We start from the raw sequence: 18020 nt of genomic DNA, 5'->3' as shown, positions 1-18020 counted from the left end.
TTTTCCTTATCTGACGTCCCGGCTTTTCTGGCCGCAGCGACTGATTCGCCGGAAATTTCAACACATCACCAAACGGTTCCGAGCCAAAGGGACGCCATAAATCTGCCGATAGCAGTGGATCATGGGCGGGTGACACATGAGCCTTGCCACTGATCCTCCACATTCCCCGCAAGTCCAACTTCGAGCGAATTTCGCACGATCCAGCGCGCAACTGCCCAAAGAGAGCTTCCGTTTTCTACAACGCACGGGAAGGATGATACGTCAGATCCTGGCTTATGTAAAAAAAATATAGGGAGTGCCCCCTCGCGTTCCCCAGCCTCTTCACCGCTTGACATTCCCCTCCAAAATACTGTACCGTACAGTACAGTTTATAATCGAGAGCATGAGAGGGCTTATTGAATGACCCCTGAATTCCTACCGTCCACATCGTCTCCAAAACGGCTGGTTATCACAATCGCTGCCCTCGTGGCGACCAGCCTTTGTGGCTGCGCCATGCTTCCGGAAACCGGCCGGCTCGGCAGCATGAAATCTTCTTCCGACTATGAGACCACAGCATCATTTTCAGCACCCGCCGGCACTTGGCCGGCAGAACGCTGGTGGCAGTCGTATGGTGATTCTCAGCTTGTCACATTGATTGACGAGGCACTGCGCGATTCGCCGGACATGGCCGCAGCAGCGGCACGCATGCGCCGGGCCGAAGCATACGTCACGGTATCCAGATCCGCCCTGATCCCGCAGGTAAGCGCCAATGCGTCGGTGACTGAACAGAAGATCAGCTACAACCACCTGATTCCCCGATCCGCAGCATCCGACGGCTGGCAGGATTACGGGCTGGGCACGATCGACCTGAAATGGGAGATCGATTTCTGGGGCAAGAACCGTGCGGGGTTGGCGGCGGCTACATCGCAACTGGAGGCGAGCCGCGCCGAGACAGCCCTGGTGCGGCTGAACATCGCGGCGGCCATTGCCATGAATTACTCCGAACTGGCGGGGCTCTATGCGTTACGGGATACCGCTGTCCGTACGGTGGAGATTCGCAAAAAGACGGTTGAACTTTTCTCGGAAAGGTTCGCCAACGGCATGGAAACCCGGGGGAGCGTCAGTGAGGCCAAAGCCCGGCTGGCCGGAGCAGAGGGTGATCTGCTCTCCATTGACGAGCAGATCGGCCTGACCTGTAACCGCCTGGCTGCCCTGGCAGGTGCCGGTCCGGACCGGGCACGTTCCATACACCCGCCAACAGTCAATCTCAACAGCAGTTTCGGACTGCCGGCGGAACTTGCGGCAAACCTCGTGGGACGCCGCCCTGACGTGACCATGGCGCGTCTTATGACCGAAGCGCAGATGCACCGTATCGATCAGAAGAAAGCCGAGTTCTATCCCAACGTCAACCTGGTTGCCTTTATCGGTGTGCAGTCGTTGGGGCTGGACATGCTGACCAGGGCAGGATCGGATATCGGCGGGATCGGCCCTGCCGTATCCCTGCCGATTTTCACTGCCGGCCGCCTGCAGGGTGAACTTCGCGAACGGTCTGCGATCTATGACGAGATGGTTGCCAATTACAACGCAACGGTGACCCACGCCCTGGAGGACGTTGCCAATGCCGCCCTCAGCATCAGGGCGCTGGCAGGGCAGCTGGAGAAAGGCGACGAAGCTGTGGCGGAAGCGGCCGAGGCACATCGGGTGGCTCGCAATCGCTACGAAGGAGGACTCGCCAACGTTATCGAAGTCCTGTACGCGGAAGATGTCCTGCTGAACAGCCAACGGACCCTCGCCGGGCTCAAATCCAGGGCTCTGACCCTTGATGTCGCCTTGCAGCGCGCCCTTGGCGGCGGATACCAGCACTCTAAAATCTAACACTGTGAAGGATGCCGACATGTCTGAAACTGCCGAATCGATTCCCACCGATGTATCCACAACAAATCGCCGCAAGAAACTGCTCATCGCCCTAGCCACGGTTGTCGTCATCTCGGCGGCAGGTGCCACGGCGTACGCGCTTTTGTACGGCTCGCACTTCGTCTCTACCGACAACGCCTACACGGCGGTCGAGGTTGCCCAGGTGACTCCGTCGGTCGGCGGGACCATCAGCGAGGTGCTGGTAACCGACACCCAGACGGTCAGGAAAGGTGACATTCTGGTCAGAATCGACCAGACCGACGCCAGGCTCGCCCTTGCCCAGGCAGAAGCCGACCTGGGGCGAGCGATTCGTCGCGTCAAGGGCTTTATGGCCAATGACGGCAGCCTGCATGCCCAGATCACGGCCCGGGAGGCCGATGAGGAACGGACTGCGGCCCAACTCCGTTCGGCTGAAGCGGATTTTGAACGGGCACAGATTGACCTGAAACGCCGCGCGACACTATCGACATCGGGCTCGGTATCCGGAGATGAACTCACCCGTGCCCAAAATGCCTTTGCCGCTGCCAAGGCCAATCTGGACGCCATTCGGGCCGCCATTGCGCAGGCCAGGGCAAACCGCAGCACCGCCATCAGCGCTCGCGAAGCCAACGCCGTACTCATTGACGGCACGACCGTGGACACCAACCCCGAAGTGGCGCTGGCCCGTGCCCGCCGCGACCAGGCGGCAGTCGATCTGGAGCGGACCGTGATACGGGCCCCGCTGGGCGGCATCATCGCCAAACGACAGGTACAGGTCGGCCAACGTGTCCAGGCCGGCACCCCCTTGCTCTCCGTGGTGCCCGTGCAGGAAATGCATGTCGACGCCAACTTCAAGGAAGTGCAGCTCAAAAAGGTCCGTATCGGCCAACCGGTCACACTCCATGCCGACATTTACGGCAAGTCGGTGACCTACCACGGCACCGTCGAAGGCTTTTCGGGCGGCTCAGGCTCTGCCTTCTCCGCCATTCCGGCCCAGAACGCCACCGGCAACTGGATCAAGGTTGTCCAGCGCCTGCCGGTACGCATCAAGCTCGATCCGGCAGAACTGCTGAAGAACCCGCTCAAGGTCGGCCTGTCCATGACTGCCGAAATCGACACCCGCGGCAGGAACTAAGTGGAGAACGCCAGCATGAGTCAAGCCTCACCATCTACCACTGCCGCTGAAAATGATGCCCCGCTTTCCGGGGGCATGCTCTGGCTTGCGGCAATCATCCTCGCGGCAGCCAACTTCATCGCTGTTCTCAACATGACGATCGCCAACGTTGCGGTGCCGAACATCGCTGGCAGCCTTGGGGCGACCGTCAGCCAGGGCACCTGGGTCATTACCTCCTACGCCGTAGGCGAGGCCATTACCGTCCCGCTGACCGGCTGGTTGTCGGCACGTTACGGGGCGGTACGGGTCTTCGTCTGGGCGATGGTCTTCTTCGGCATATTCTCCCTGGTATCAGGTCTGGCCAACTCGCTGGGGTTGCTGGTGGTCGCCCGCATCTTTCAAGGCTTTTCCGGCGGACCGCTGATGCCGTTGTCACAAACCCTGCTGATGCGGATCTTCCCCAAGGAAAAAGCAGCCGCTGCCCTGGGGTTATGGTCGATGACGACCCTCGTGGCACCGGTGCTTGGCCCTATTCTGGGCGGTTATTTCTGCGATGAATACAGTTGGTCATGGATTTTCTACATCAACCTGCCGATTGCTTTTCTTGGAGGATTCTTCGCCTGGCAATTGCTGAAGCGCTACAGCGAACCCCTGATCCGCAACCCCATCGACCGGGTGGGCCTGGTCCTGCTCGTCATCTGGGTCGCGGCACTGCAGCTCATACTTGATGAAGGGAAAAACCTCGACTGGTTTGCCTCAGGCAAGATCGTTGCCCTGGCCATTATTGCGGCCATCGCCTTTGCCGCCTTCATTATCTGGGAGCTTTATGAGGAGCATCCCGTCGTCGACCTCAAGGTATTCCGCCATCGCGGGTTCACCGCCTCTGTGCTGACCATCAGCCTGGCGTTTGCCGCTTTCTTCGGGGTCAGCGTACTTACGCCGCTCTGGCTGCAGAATTTCATGGGGTACACCGCCACGCAGGCCGGCCTGGCCACCGCCGGCACCGGGCTTGCCGCGTTTTTCGTTGCTCCGTTGGTGGCCCAGTTGACGACTCGGATCGATGCCCGAAAACTGGTGTTCGGCGGCGTCATCTGGCTGGGTATCGACACCCTGTGGCGCACCGTGGCCACTACCGACATGACCTTCTGGAATATTGCCGTCCCTCTGGTGTTTCTGGGATTCGGCCTCCCGTTCTTTTTCATCCCGACGACCGGATTGGCCCTGGCGAGCGTTGAAGAGCGCGAAATGGATTCCGCCGCAGGGCTCATGAACTTCCTGCGTACCCTGTCCGGTGCCTTTGCCACCTCCATCGTGACCACAACCTGGGCCAACCAGATTACGCGCAACCATGCCGAACTGGTGGGGCTCGCCGACAGTGACCGAAGCGTGAGAACCATACTTGAAAACTCGGGCGCTCCCGGCGATGCGGTGAATCAGGTTATCGACTACATCATTACCGGCCAAAGCGTCATGCTGGCCACCAACCAATTGATGTGGGCCATCGGCATCGCCTTCTTTATCGCAGCTTCAGTTATCTGGATCGCACCAAAGCCGAGCCGAGTGGTTGACCCGTCAGCCGGCGGGCATTAAGGAGGATCGCCATGTTCAAACACATCCTTGTTCCAACCGATGGTTCACCGCTCTCCCAAGAGGCAGTCAACCGCGCCGTCTCATTCGCCAGGGAAACCGGATCGCGCATAACCTTTTTCTGTGCCGTACAACCGGCTCCCAAGATGTACTACGGTACGGGCGCCATCTTCGATACGCACACCTTCGCCACGTTTCGCGAAAAGATGCTCGGCACCGCCAATGACATTCTGGATGCAGCCGGAAAGATCGCCGAGGAAGCGGGAGTTGAGTACGGCAAGGTGACACTGGTTAGTGAAGAACCCTACAACGCCATCATCGAAGCGGCCAGTCGGAACCAATGTGATCTGATTTTCATGGCGTCACACGGGCGCCGCGGCGTCAGCGGATTTTTGCTCGGCAGCGAGACGCAAAAGGTGCTTGCGTACTCGACAATTCCAGTTCTGGTGCATAGGTCAGACAGGTCACTCTAGGGAGCGGGCGGAACGATGACAAGAAAACGGGAACCGGAAAAACAGCCTAACCACGAACGCTGGCTCGTGTCCTACGGAGACCTGTTAACCCTTTTGTTTGCAGTCTTTGTTGTTTTGTATGCCATGTCGCAAGCCGACAAAAAGAAAACAGAAGAAGTGATGCAATCAATACAAAGTGCCTTCGGCATGTCAGTTACCGGATCTCCGGGCTCTAAACTCAATGTGATTCCATCAGATCAGATCAATCCCATCCCAAGCATAAAGCCATCACTTTCATCGACCTCAGAACAGAAAAAAGGCGCCGGCAATCATGCCGGCATTAAAATTACGGCCTCAGAAAACGAGTTTAAGCAAATCAAGTCATCCATTGAGGCATATCTCATCAAAGAAGGGAAATCAGACAAGGTAATCGTAGACATTACGAGACGCGGCTTGGTAATAAGTTTGAAAGAGGCCGGTTTCTTTGATTCAGGTAGTGACAAAGTAAAACAACCGTCAATAAGTGTCATTGAAACCATAGCTCGATCACTTGCCATCTATGCAAATGAATTAAGGATAGAAGGACATACCGACAATGTTCCCATAAGAAATTCCCAGTTTCGCTCCAATTGGGAGCTTTCAAGCGCTCGGGCAAATAACATAATGCACCTTATGACAGAATCGTATGGCTTGCAGCCCGAAAGAATATCTACTGTAGGCAACAGTGAATACCGTCCCATTGACACAAACGACACAGCAGAAGGCCGAGCGAAAAACAGACGGGTTGATATTGTAGTCTTAAACTCTGAGGCAGATAAATGGGAGGCTGGATCGGCTGCACAATGACTGATCATAAAAGCCGGTCAATCTAATGCGATTTAACGGCTTTGCTCCATCGAAAGATTAATTGATACGGCCAGTGCCCTGTGATTCGGCATTCGTCAGTCTTGAGGTGCTGATATGGAAACATCCAGATTATTGTTGTACAGCGTGATTGCCCTTGTCGCCCTGCTCGTCTTTTACTTCATCCTTGTTGCCGAACCATCTCACGATTTTCCGACGAATATCATCCATCTGCTGTTCCGGCATTGACTTATCATATGGTATCAATAATCCTGTTGAAAATTGTCGTATTCGGAACGATGATTTGCTGGGCCATAATTGCGGCGATTTGTTTTCTGCACCGCAGAAAATGAACATTTTTATGGGAACCGGTGTCGCTCACCCACAAACACAAGGAGAAACCACACGAGCATGGCAAAAAAATCAGACACAAAACGACAGCATATTCTCTCGGTGGCGGCACAGGTTTTCCAGGAATATGGGTTCGAGCGGACCTCGATGTCGGAAATCTGCGCCCGGGTGGGCGGTTCGAAGGCGACGCTTTACAATTATTTTCCGTCCAAGGACGAATTGTTTTTTGAAGTAATGACGCTCTCCAACAACACCGAATTCGAGGCCGTCTTCCGGTCGACAGACCCTGCCGCGGATGATATTGCCGCATCGCTGCGTGATTTCGGCAGGCGTTGGCTGACGTTCCTTTACTCGCCAAACGTTAAGGCAAATCGGCACTTGGCCATCTCCGTGTCCGGCCGGAGCGATCTTGGGCGGCTTATGTACGAGCGCGGAGTACTGCGCGGGCAGGACCTTGCTGCAGACCTCCTCAGAAGGGCAATTGAGCTCGGCAGGCTCCGGCAGGCTGATCCGGCTGTCGCGTCACGCCATCTGCTCAGCCTGCTTGAATCGGAACTGATGGAGCGTTTTCTGTTTCAGCTCCTGGGAGAAGTCAGCGAGGAGGAAATCAAACAGGTTACCGATCGTGCCATAGATGTTTTCATGGCAGCCTACGGTGTCCCCTGCACCAGGCAATAAGTCCCGGAACAGCTTTGGGACGTCCAGCGATTGCTCTCCCCACTGCGCGCTACTCACGGCGCCTATTTGATCGCAAGTCTCTCCACGACCAGTGCGCCGCTCAGAATTGAAAGTTTCCCCTGCAGGGTTGTCCAGGCGTCCAGCGGCAGATACCAGGCGTCGCGGCCGCCGAGGAGCGTAACCGTCTTGTTGCCGCCCAGGGTGAAGTCCTCCGTAAAGGTCACGGCCCGGCCGTATATGGTGTCTATCGGGCTGGTTGAGGCGTACGCCTCGGTGAGCGAGTTGCATCGGTAACCGCTGGAATTCACCTTTGCCATAGGAGAATAGGGGAACGTGACCGTGAGGTTCCGATCGCCGCTCATTACCACCTGGCAGCTCTGGTTTGTGCCGCAGCCGGCCGCAGTCCATGTCGCCCATGTGGAGTCGGAGTCGGGGGTCTGGTAGAGGTTGACGGTGGTCCCTGAGGAGAAATCCGCCTGACAGGCACCGCTCATTCCGGAGGGGTTCGATCCCTGGCCGGCGCAGGCAATGCCGCTGTCGCCGTGGACGGAGCCGCCGCCCTTGTCCGGCGTGTCGCTCACCACCGTCATGCTGAGATGGTAGACAGACGGCGTGGCAATCCCCATGCTGCTCACATAGTAGGTTACCCCGTCGACCGAGGTGGAATTATTGTAATAGGCCGCGCTTCGTTCCGGATCGATATCGAGTCCGGTGGCGGAATCCATGGCCGAAAACTGGGTCAGGTAGCCGTTGTTGTCGAACCAGAGCTTGGGAAAGTAAAGGCTTGCCGGCTGCTGGGCGGCCGTAAAGGTGTAGGGACTCGTGGCAGTCCGGGTCATGGTGGTATCAAAAACATTTATGGCCGTAGCCTGCAACGCCCCTGCCGGTACCCACCACCAGAGATACTGCCCATAGGGTGCCCACTGGTCAGGCGGGTAAACGGCCGCCTGTGACATGGCTATGTGCCGCAGAATGGGGACGCTGCCGAAAAAACAGAAGTTCTCATAGGGCGGCAGAGCAGACCCCTTGTTCCCGCTGTAAGACATGGAGACCCACATCTGCACGGTCGAACCGTATCGCGACTCGACCGAGGACTGGAAGAAGAGATATCCGCTCCTGGTATCGGGCCAGGGCATCATCTGCTGCTCCAGAACCGACGACTTGAACCCGGTATGGGGCCCGTTGTCCTCGGCAAAGGCCAGCTGCGTGGCAAAATCGTAGTTGATCTCGCTCAGGAGGAAGAACACCGTCACCAGCCCGTTGGACGTTTCATAGAGCAGCATCAGGCCGGTATCGGCGTCAAAGTAGGCAATGCCGGTACTGTACTGATTGATGTAATAGACGATCTTCACCACGTCCCGTTGGGCTTTGAGATCGAATAGCGTCTTTATCGGGAGAAGGAGGTACGGAAAAGAGAACTGCGCCTTGAACGTAGCGTAGGTATGGGATTCCCGCAGCACGGTGGCGATCACCTGGCCTTTCCAGGTATCGCCGCTCTGCAGGGTCTGGAGCCTCTGGGGGTGGATCCAGCACGGCCCCATGCCTAGGGCGGAATAGGTGCCGGTATCTACCGGGTTGGTGGTCCCCCAATGATTCAGCCCCGAGTGCTTGGTCACCTGCACATCAGTGCCGTTGACGTTGCTGAGCAGATACGCTTCTTCGGCATCCGACGCCGTTGTGCTGCCAACAGCCCCGAAATACCAGACACGCACCCCTTTCTGCATCCATCCGACATCAATGGCCCACACGCCGGCCCCATCCACACCCAACAACAGGACCAGCACCAGACAGGAAATCGCTATCTTTTTCATATCTCATACCTCCTTCTGCGGGAGGGATGGAGAGAGGAAGGTAACGGAGGGGGAGGGGAAGGTATTCAGAGGGACGGGAACTAACTTTTCCTATGCTTGAACTTTATCACCTGAAACCAGTCCGTCAATGCAATTACAGGGATTATTGGTGATTGCGATGGGGGATTGAAGCCCTGCCGGGGCGATGCTGAGAGCGATGAGTACAGGAGAGCCCCCGAGCTATTTCCCCCATGAGAATTTGGCACGATTCTTACCTGCAACCAACGATAATCCCTTGCGAATCGCACCAGCGAATCAGACAGTAGCATCCATGTTCATCCGGTACGTCCCGTACTTGACCCGGGTCAGCACGTTCTTTTCCAGCATGACCTGAAATGTTGCGACCACGGTCGGCTTGCTGGCGCCCAGAGCTTCGGCCACTTCGTCATAGGTGCCATGGAACAGGTTGTCAGCATCGAGGTGGTTGATGACGTACTCGATGATCTCGGCACGCCTTCCGCCGAGCGTATCGAGAATTTTCAGCAGAAAATCATTATTATCAGCTCCCTGTTTCGTTTCCCTCTTTGCGGCTAATTTTTGAGTCGCTATATCGGAAAGAAGCTCGAGCATCTCATGGAAGTTAAACGGTTTCAAAAGGTAGCCGTCAGCCTTGTGGCGGAATGCATCCAGCAGGTAGTCGGGCTCGGAGTGGGCCGAGACCATGACAACGGCGACTGCAGGATCCTTTTGTTTTATGGCCGTGAGCAATTCAATGCCGGACAAACCGGGCATCCTGATATCGGTAAGGACGATATCAGGGTGATGCTCTTCCAGTACACGCAGGGCCTGCTCGGCATTGCCGACACAGATGGTGTTTTTGCAGAAGCTACTCAGGACCAGTTTCATCTGCTCCTGCGCAATCTCTTCGTCGTCGACGAAGAGTATGGTCATATCCTGCAACGCAGTGACGTTCATTATTCCCCCCTTGGTGTTCTAACAAATTGCAGGCAGATACATGCCCCATACTGCTCTTTCCCCTGCAGCTCAAAGGACCTGTTTTCTGCCCAGACCCTGCCTTGGTCGAGATTTTCGACGATTTGTTGGCAGAGATAGAGTCCGAGCCCGGTGCCGTCCGCTTTGTCCTTGGTGGTGACATAGGGTTCGAAAATCCGCTTCAGCAGATGTTCGGGAATCCCGCCACCATTGTCCTGGAAAGTGACGGTTACCAGGGAATCGGTCTCCTCCCGGCAGGAAAGGAGGATGACGCGCTCACCGGTAACCAGAGAGAGCTGATCCCGGGCGTTCAACAGCACATTGATAGTCACCTGCACCAAGTCGTTGACGAACCCCATGGTGTGCACCTGCGAGGTGATCCGGTTTTCGATGGTGATCCGGCTCTGCTCCATGACCGGTGCCACCATGGCGATGGCCCGCTCAACGGATGACTGAAGTTCGATCACTGTCCGGCTGCTGCCGGACATCAGTAGGGAGCGCCAGTCATCAATGATGTTCGACATGTACTGGATGTTCTGGTTCGCCTGGGTGATCTGGTTGTTGAGCAGGGGATCGTCCAGTTTGCCGAGCTGGTTCTGCAGCCCGATGTTCTGAACGATCAGCGACAGGTTGTAGAGCGGTTGCCGCCATTGATGTCCGATATATCCAAGCATTTCGCCGAGGGCGCACTGTTTCGAGCGCTGGGCCAGCAACTTGCCTTGTTCCGTGATGATCCGCTCGTACTTTCTGAACCCGACCAGGTTGACGCACAGCATGACAGAAGCGGTGATGGCAAAGAAGATCAGCCAGATGTAGAAGTAACCCCAGTGACGCCGCCGCATCTCGGTCATGTCGTAAGCGACAAGATATTTACCGACCTCGCGTCCTCCGATGTCGCGAAGTATCTGAGATGTGCTTACCAGGTAATAGCGGTCTCCGATTTTTACATCATTTTTCGTCCGTTCGAAATCTATTCTGTCTATGAACCGGCTGAAAAACTGGGTGTCGTTACCTTTCAGTTTTCTGTAATAGTCATACACGTATTCTGTGGAATTAAACATGTTGTCACTATCGTTTTCCAACAATTTCCCTTTAAGAAAAATAGCTGTCTTGACGTCCTTGAGGAACCATTTGAGGTTGTAGTGAAAAAACGAGAGGTCGACACCCACCTCAATCGTTCCGACAACCTCTGAAAGGCTATTCCTGATTGGAAGCGCCGTGCAGAAATAGAGGGGCGCGATATTGGTTTCATAGCCGTAGGTGTACTTTTTCGCAGTAAAGACCTCTTTGCTGACATTAGGGGTAAGCCGTGCCGGGTCGTGTTGGATAGATGGATGTATCATGTGGTATCTGAGCTTTCCGGCGCCGTCAAAGATCAGGACGGAGATAACTGGCACGTACCGCTTCCCGAAATCCTGGAAAACCGGGTCCGCAACCTTCTTGAGTGATTCCTCATCACCGATTTGCAACAGTTCTGCGAACTTCTTATTCTGTGCGGCCGAGGTAACGTAGTTGACGAGGCGCGAGGAGAGGTACTCCGATTCGCTGTCGTGGGCATTTTTGATGAAACTGTTGATCTTGTTGGCGAAGTAGCCGTAATCGGATGTCCTCTTGTGCAGGTCCATCAGGGAAAAAAAGCAGAACATGCCGAAGAGCAGGACATAGGTGACGATGATGATGCGATTTTTATTGGCTTCGAGAAAATTTCTCATGGTGGACTCTCTTCGGGGGATTCCTCGTGTTGTCGAGCGGGTACCCTTGGCATCGCATGAGTGCGTAAGCAGGCCGGAACGCTTGCGTCCGATTTAGTTTAATTTATAATACCAATAGCTGCAAATTGAAATAAATATTTCTTTCCCCAATAGCCGCAACTCCTTCTCCCCCCCCCTCTTCAAACCTCTCCGCTTCGAAGCATCTACGTGGAGGACCAACAGATAACTGCACAGTCCTTTGTGGGTTTAGTCCAGTCAGGCCTGTTCCTGTCACGCTCCGGCAGAACCGGTGTGCGGGAACACCTGTTGTTGGTGGATAAAAAAAACATAAAAAACATCTTGACAAAACATTTTTGGTTTTATTAAATAAACTAAAAACAAAATTATACGTCAGGGATGAACCAAATTATTTTTTAACAGGTCCAAAAAAAGAAAAACGCTATTCAGGTTCATTCCAATTATCCAGTAAAAAGCGGCACTTTCACCAGCCGAGCAATCGGCGAGAAAGGAGGGGCATGGAAGATCCCAACACGACACGTCACGCGAGGCAAGGACCTGAGAACCAACCATATCCATCACTAACAAGGAGAACGATCATGTCATTCAACATTATCAAATCGATCGCCAAGAGTTTCGCGCTAGTGGCTCTTCTCGCCGGCACCAGCTTCGCCTTCTCCGAAGGCACCGACTATGTCAAGCTGGCAAAACCGATCCCGAACGCCCAGGGGACGCTGATCAAGGTGTTCAGCTACGACTGTCCCTTCTGCTACAAGTACGACAAGGCCGTAACCCCTAAACTGGTCCCCAAACTGCCGGCCGATCTGAAATTCCGGCCATTCCACCTCAAAACCAAGGGCAAGTACGGTGTCCAGGGGAGCGAGCTATTTGCCGTGCTGCTGCTCAAGGACCAGAAGGCCGGACTCTCCGACCGTGATCTGTACGGCGACAAGTCTCTCCTGAAAAAGGCCAAGATGGCCTACTACACCGCCTACCACGACAAGAAGGAGCGCTGGGATGCAGGCCCCGACGCCTATCTGAAGACCGGTCTCGACGCCGTCGGCATGAGCCGGGCCGAATTCGACAAGGCAAAGAACGACCCCAAGGTAAAGGCGCTGCTGAAGGAGTGGGACGCTTCCTATGACGTGGCCAAGATCCAGGGAGTTCCCGGTTTTGTGGTCAACGGCAAGTACCTCATCATGACAAAGAGCATCACCTCTGTCGACGGTATGCTGCAGCTTATCAATGAGCTGAAGAACAAATAAGGAGACGTGTCGTGAAACTCACAGACATGATTACCCGTTTCAAGTCTGACCCGGTAAGGACCATATCCGGGTGGCAGGACAACCGGTTCCCCTGGGTCCTCATGGCAGCCATGAGCCTGTTCATGGTCATACTGGCCCACTCGGTCTTCCAGATCTGGCTCTACATGAGGCCCTGTGAACAGTGCGTCTACATCAGGCTGGCCTTCTTTGCCATGGCCTTCGGCGGCATCGTCGCAGCCATCAAGCCCTCGAACATCGGCCTCAAGATCGTCGGCTACGTGTTCGCCCTGTGGGGGAGCATCAAGGGGGTCGGTTACAGCATCAAGCTCGACAAGATCCACCGTGCCGCCCACAGCGATGACATCTTCGGCGTGCAGGGGTGCTCCCCCGAACCCACCTTCCCGTTCCACCTGCCGCTGGACAAGTGGTCTCCGGAATGGTTCAAGCCGACAGGCGACTGCGGCTACGACAACCCCATCATCCCCGACGGCGTCCAGTTGAGCAACCTGCAGAAGGCCATCACCGACTTCTATTCCGAAGGGTGGTACCTCTGGCCTCCCGCGCACTTCATGAACATGGCCCAGTGCACCGTGATTACTTTCGGAGTATGCCTGCTCTTCCTCGTCGTGGCGGCAGCCTGCTGGATCATCACCCTTGTCCGCTCCAAACGCCAATCTGCAGCGCTGACTGACCGTCAAGCGTGCAATGGGAAGGCATAAATGGCCCCGGGAAAATGGCCTTGGTCGAGAGGAGCGGCATGTGGCCGCCGACAACATCAAAAGGAGAACAGTATGAAGAGTTCAAAAGCAGCACTGATGAAAACCGGAAGAGTAGCGCGGATCGTGTTGTGCTCCGCCATGCTCGGAGCTGCAGTCCCGACCATGGCCTTGGCCATCGGCGGGGCCAGCGGGGCGAACATCGACTACCAGGTTCAAGGGAAACTCGGCGAAGTCATCATGAACCCCTATGACATCGCCCCATTGACCGCCATCATCAAAAACGGCGGATACGTCATCAAGGACGTCACCGTGCGGATCGTCCCCAAGAAAGACGGGCAGGAAATCAAATACAAGGTCGCCAACAAGCATCTTCTGACCCACGGCGGCATCCCGGTCTTCGGCCTGTATCCGGACTACGTCAATACGGTCGAGGTCGAATACGCCAAGCTGTTCAACGGGAAATGGGAGCAGGCCAAGGAAAACTACATACTCTATGCCCCACCCGTGTATTCAGAGCCGAATGCCACCAAAACGCAAAAGGCGGCCCTGTTTTCCTCGGCTGAAGTCAAGAAGGTCGACAAGAAGTTCAGCGACCGGCTCTATTTCGTCAACAACTTCCTGCACAAGGCAGGCAAAGGCACCAGGGCGGTCTGGAACAACCCGACAGGCGGCGCTCTGGAGTGGAACTACTATCCGCAGAATTTCATCGTCGACACCAAGGGCGAAGTCCGCTGGTACATGAACGCCAACTCCATCTATGACCTGAAGTCGATCTATAGCGCCGGTGTCATGATGGGCTTCAAGCAGAACAACGACGGCGCCATGAGCTGGGGATACGGCCAGCGCTACGTGAAGTACGACATCATGGGGAAAGAAATCTTCAATCGCGAGCTTCCTGCCGGTTACAACGATTTCTCCCACTCCATGGACAATTCACCCAACGGCAACTACTTCCTGCGGGTGGCCAGTTCCAACCTCAAACGACCTGATGGCAAAAATGTCCGGACCGTGCGCGACGTGATCATCGAAATTGAACCCAGCAGCGGTCTTGTTCAGGATGAATGGCGCCTCTTCGACATCCTCGACCCCTATAGGGACATCAACATGAAGGTGTTGGATCAGGGGGCCGTGTGCCTGAACATCGACGCCAGCAAGGCCGGTCATACCATGAGCGCCGAAGAGCTGGCCAAGCAGGACCAGAACGACAAATTCGGCGACATTGTCGGTGTCAGTCCTGGCCGAAACTGGGCCCACGTGAACAGCGTCGATCATGACGCCGAAGACGATTCGATCATCATCAGCTCCCGCCACCAGTCGGCCGCCATCAAGATCGGTCGGGACAAGCAGGTCAAGTGGATCCTGGGCAGCCCCGAAGGGTGGAAGAAGGAATACCAGGACAAACTCCTGACCCCGGTCGACTCCAAGGGCAACAAAATCGAATGTGTCAGCGCTGGTTCGAAGTGCCCCGGTTACGAGAATGAAGAGGGTGGTTTCGACTGGACCTGGACGCAACATACCGCGTTCAAGATCGACAGCAAATCCAAGGGCGACATCCTCTATCTGAGCGTCTTTGACAACGGCGACAGCCGCGGCATGGAGCAGCCGGCCCTGCCGAGCATGAAGTATTCCCGCGCCGTCATTTACAAGATCGACCAGAAGAAGATGACCGTCGAGCAGGTCTGGGAGTTCGGCAAAGAGCGCGGCAACAGCTGGTACAGCCCGGTAACCTCGCTGACCGAATACCAAAAAGACAAGGACTCCGTGTTTGTCTACTCGGCAACGGCCGGCGCTGATTTCGACCTGGCTACGGGCGCATTCAAGACCGACCCCAACCCCTACATCATGGAATTCAATTATGGCTCAACCGAGCCGGCGGTTGAAATCCAGCTCAAAGATACGACCGGCTATCAGGCCATGCCGTTCAGTGTAGAAAAGGCTTTTGTCAAGTAGGAGGATCAACCGGACCCCGGGTGGGAAGCCCAGCTCCCCGCCCGGGACGTCTGCCCCAGCAGGCTGCAGTCACCAACATTCAGTCGACACCCCTGGAACAGGGGTGTGCAGACCGGAGGCAACAACATGAAGAAGCTGTTTTACACCTTGCCAGCCTGCGTGCTGTTCTCCATGCTCTCGATCGGCCCCGCAGTGGGGGCTGACGAGGCGGTAACGCCGGCTCCCAAGGCGTTCGGCGGAGTCGGTTCAGCCTGGGGGCCTGCCGGCGAGGGTTTCCCCGCCGGCAAATTCGCCGCGCTGCTCAATTACACGTATGCTGAAACCGACGGCGTGCGCCTGCACGGCGACGAACTTCACGATAACGTCAAGCTGACCAAGAACGTCGGAGTGGTCAAGTTCCGCTACGGCATTGCGCCGGGACTGGACATCCGCACCGCCACCCCGATCTACGACATCAAAAAAGAGGTGCGCAGCACCAACAATACCGACCATTTCGGCTGGCTTGGCGATACCGCCGTCGCCCTGCACAAGGTGGTCATGAACCAGGCCGACAATGCCCCCTTCAGCCTTGCCTTCGATCTCGGCGTTGTACTGCCGACGGCTGACGGAGGAAATAACAACAATGACTACACCGGCAATCAGGCCTGGGGCGGAGGGGGCGGCGTTGGCCTGACTTACTTCCTGGGCTCGAATCGCTTCGATCAGGAGTTGTACTACTACACCTTCACCGAAGGAGAGCACGATTACCGGAAACCTGACATGTTCCGTTGCCTTACCGGCTGGGCCTACGCATTCAACAACACCTTCGACATGGGCGTGGAGTCACATTTGGGGTGGGATGGCGAAAGCAAAAGGTTTGACCGGAACCAGAACGATGCCAGGTGGGAATGGTATGCAGGTCCCAAGGGAGTCTTCAAACACAAGGCAACCGGGACAACACTGGGCGCACTGGTCACCCTTCCCGTCTACCGCGATTATAAGAGCCCTGCCCCTTCTGATGGTTTTCGTTTCGAGATCAAACTGGCAAAGGTGTTCTAAAGGCGATTAGGGGGTCCCTGCCGAAAGGGACCCACTATCGATCCATTTTCCCCACCCTATTTATGCAATCTTGCCTGCGGCCTCCTGAGGGTCTGATCAAGCTAACGAGCCTGAATTCCATGTTAAGTGCTCAAGAATGGCCCTGAAAATGCGCTTCCACGGGTAAAAAACCGCCCAAACTGAGGCGATATTGTCGAAATATCGGCAACTTGGCTTGGTCCGACCCGATTCACATTACAAAAGCTTGTGGGCAGACAGCCTGTCTGCTTCCCAGCTCAACCGGCCCGGGAAGATCCCTGCCGGTTCCGGCTGGACTGCCGGCACAGCCAACTGTGGCCCTGAGGAGTATTACGATGTTGCGATTGATACCTTATCTCTGCGCCTGCCTGCTGGCCTTGGCCCCGCATGCCATGGCCGCGTCGAATCCGGCGCCGAAACCAGCAGCGAATAAAGCGGTTGCCGGTGTGGCTGTGGTCGGTTCCCCTGCCCCGGATCTCAACCTTGTAACTGTCAGGGGCGAGTCCAGAACACTGAGGCAGTACCGCGGCAAGGTCGTACTGTTGAACTTCTGGGCCTCATGGTGCCCCTACTGCCGCGAGGAAATGCCCTCCATGGATCGGCTGGCCAAGCTGTTTCCCCGGGGTGAGGTGGTCGTCCTGGCGGTCAATGTCGAAAAGAAATTCCCCGACAGGTATCGTACGGCGCCTGTTGCGTTCGAGATTCTCAGCGATCCCCTTGAGCAGGCACAGCTACGGTATGGGGTCAGGAACTTGCCGGACACCTTCGTCATTGACCGCAACGGGATTGTCAAGGATCGGGTGAAGGGGGCGATAGCCTGGGATGACCCTACCGTCATTCGCTATCTGCAAGCCCTGGTCCGGGGGTGAGTAAATGAACATTGGTTCCGACATCACCTTCTGGATTGCGTTCTCCGCAGGTTTTCTCTCCTTTTTCTCCCCCTGCGTGCTGCCGTTGGTCCCCTCATACATTACCTACATCACCGGGCTTTCCTTCGGCCAGTTGCAGGATGCCCATCCCGGCAACAGGGTCCGCCTGATCGTTCTGGTCCACTCCGTGACGTTTGTCCTCGGTTTTTCCGTTGTCTTCATCAGCCTGGGAGCTCTTGCCGGCATCGCTTCTTCCACCTTCCAGTCGCTTATGCATGACGGGATGATCTGGCTACAACGGGCCGGGGGAATTCTGATTTTCCTGTTTGGCGTTCACATGAGCGGCGTGTTCCACTTCGGAGCATTGCTGGGGGACAAACGTGTCCAGATCCGCAACAAACCGAGCGGGCTGGCGGGTACGTTCCTTGTTGGGCTGGCCTTTGCAGCCGGGTGGACACCCTGCATCGGCCCCATCCTGGGGGCCATACTTGCCATGGCGGCCGGTACGGCGGACTCCGCATCGCGAAGCGTGTTTCTTCTTGCCGCCTATGCGGCGGGCCTGGGCATCCCCTTTGTGATCTCGGGGGTGCTGTTGCACGGCTTTATGGGCTTTTTCAGGCGATTTCGCATGCATGTCAGGCTCATGGAGATTCTCACCGGAGTTCTCCTGATGATCGTTGGCATACTTTTATTCAGCGGCTGGCTCGGCACGTTGTCACAACTTGTTTACCAATGGCTGCCCGCTTCACGGTAAACGGATTAACAAGAGAGG

Annotated in this window: 15 protein-coding genes; 12 read left to right on the top strand and 3 right to left on the bottom strand. The window is 56.0% G+C overall.

The window, feature by feature from the left end; translation table 11 throughout:
• Positions 1-399 precede the first annotated feature (399 nt).
• The 6 genes from AABA48_RS01895 (at position 400) to AABA48_RS01870 (ending at position 6897) form a co-directional block, all read left to right on the top strand.
• A complete protein-coding gene (locus tag AABA48_RS01895; RefSeq protein WP_286351856.1) occupies positions 400-1854 on the top strand; it encodes an efflux transporter outer membrane subunit in 1455 nt (484 codons plus the stop codon).
• 19 nt (positions 1855-1873) lie between these two features.
• Positions 1874-3007: an HlyD family secretion protein gene (locus AABA48_RS01890; RefSeq protein ID WP_286351855.1), complete on the top strand. Its 1134-nt coding sequence runs from the start codon at positions 1874-1876 to the stop codon at positions 3005-3007.
• A 15-nt stretch (positions 3008-3022) separates the two neighbouring features.
• On the top strand, positions 3023-4576 hold the full coding sequence (locus tag AABA48_RS01885; protein WP_286351854.1) for a DHA2 family efflux MFS transporter permease subunit: 1554 nt from the start codon (positions 3023-3025) through the stop codon (positions 4574-4576).
• Positions 4577-4587: 11 nt separating this feature from the next.
• Positions 4588-5046 carry a universal stress protein gene (locus AABA48_RS01880; RefSeq protein ID WP_286351853.1) on the top strand — a complete coding sequence of 153 codons (459 nt, stop codon included), beginning with the start codon at positions 4588-4590 and terminating at the stop codon, positions 5044-5046.
• A gap of 15 nt (positions 5047-5061) precedes the next feature.
• A complete protein-coding gene (locus AABA48_RS01875; protein WP_286351852.1) occupies positions 5062-5871 on the top strand; it encodes a flagellar motor protein MotB in 810 nt (269 codons plus the stop codon).
• Between the two features lie 408 nt (positions 5872-6279).
• Positions 6280-6897: a TetR/AcrR family transcriptional regulator gene (locus AABA48_RS01870; RefSeq protein WP_286351851.1), complete on the top strand. Its 618-nt coding sequence runs from the start codon at positions 6280-6282 to the stop codon at positions 6895-6897.
• 62 nt (positions 6898-6959) lie between these two features.
• Here AABA48_RS01870 and AABA48_RS01865 read toward each other — a convergent pair whose 3' ends face one another.
• The 3 genes from AABA48_RS01865 to AABA48_RS01855 all read right to left on the bottom strand — a co-directional run bounded on the left by AABA48_RS01865 (position 6960) and on the right by AABA48_RS01855 (position 11392).
• Complete coding sequence (locus AABA48_RS01865; RefSeq protein ID WP_286351850.1) at positions 6960-8708, bottom strand: hypothetical protein; 1749 nt, start codon at positions 8706-8708, stop codon at positions 6960-6962.
• 294 nt (positions 8709-9002) lie between these two features.
• Complete coding sequence (locus tag AABA48_RS01860) at positions 9003-9662, bottom strand: response regulator (RefSeq protein WP_286351849.1); 660 nt, start codon at positions 9660-9662, stop codon at positions 9003-9005.
• Entirely contained in the window at positions 9662-11392 is a 1731-nt protein-coding gene (locus AABA48_RS01855; RefSeq protein WP_286351848.1) for a sensor histidine kinase, read from the bottom strand. The genes AABA48_RS01860 and AABA48_RS01855 overlap by 1 nt, the downstream gene beginning before the upstream one ends.
• A gap of 596 nt (positions 11393-11988) precedes the next feature.
• Here AABA48_RS01855 and AABA48_RS01850 point away from each other — a divergent pair.
• The 6 genes from AABA48_RS01850 (at position 11989) to AABA48_RS01825 (ending at position 18002) form a co-directional block, all read left to right on the top strand.
• Entirely contained in the window at positions 11989-12654 is a 666-nt protein-coding gene (locus tag AABA48_RS01850; RefSeq protein WP_286351847.1) for a thiol:disulfide interchange protein DsbA/DsbL, read from the top strand.
• Positions 12655-12665: 11 nt separating this feature from the next.
• Positions 12666-13373, top strand: coding sequence for a protein-disulfide oxidoreductase DsbI (gene dsbI, locus AABA48_RS01845; RefSeq protein WP_286351846.1), 708 nt, complete (start codon positions 12666-12668; stop codon positions 13371-13373).
• 72 nt (positions 13374-13445) lie between these two features.
• On the top strand, positions 13446-15323 hold the full coding sequence (locus AABA48_RS01840) for an aryl-sulfate sulfotransferase (RefSeq protein ID WP_286351845.1): 1878 nt from the start codon (positions 13446-13448) through the stop codon (positions 15321-15323).
• Between the two features lie 126 nt (positions 15324-15449).
• On the top strand, positions 15450-16361 hold the full coding sequence (locus AABA48_RS01835) for a transporter (RefSeq protein WP_286351844.1): 912 nt from the start codon (positions 15450-15452) through the stop codon (positions 16359-16361).
• Positions 16362-16714: 353 nt separating this feature from the next.
• Positions 16715-17248, top strand: a complete 534-nt coding sequence (locus AABA48_RS01830; protein ID WP_286351843.1) for a peroxiredoxin family protein — start codon at positions 16715-16717, stop codon at positions 17246-17248.
• A 4-nt stretch (positions 17249-17252) separates the two neighbouring features.
• Positions 17253-18002, top strand: a complete 750-nt coding sequence (locus AABA48_RS01825) for a cytochrome c biogenesis CcdA family protein (protein ID WP_286351842.1) — start codon at positions 17253-17255, stop codon at positions 18000-18002.
• Positions 18003-18020: the final 18 nt, after the last annotated feature.

The organism is Geobacter sp. 60473, assembly GCF_036323535.1.
Lineage (GTDB): Bacteria > Desulfobacterota > Desulfuromonadia > Geobacterales > Geobacteraceae > Geobacter > Geobacter sulfurreducens.
This window is presented reverse-complemented; position numbering and strand designations above follow the sequence as displayed.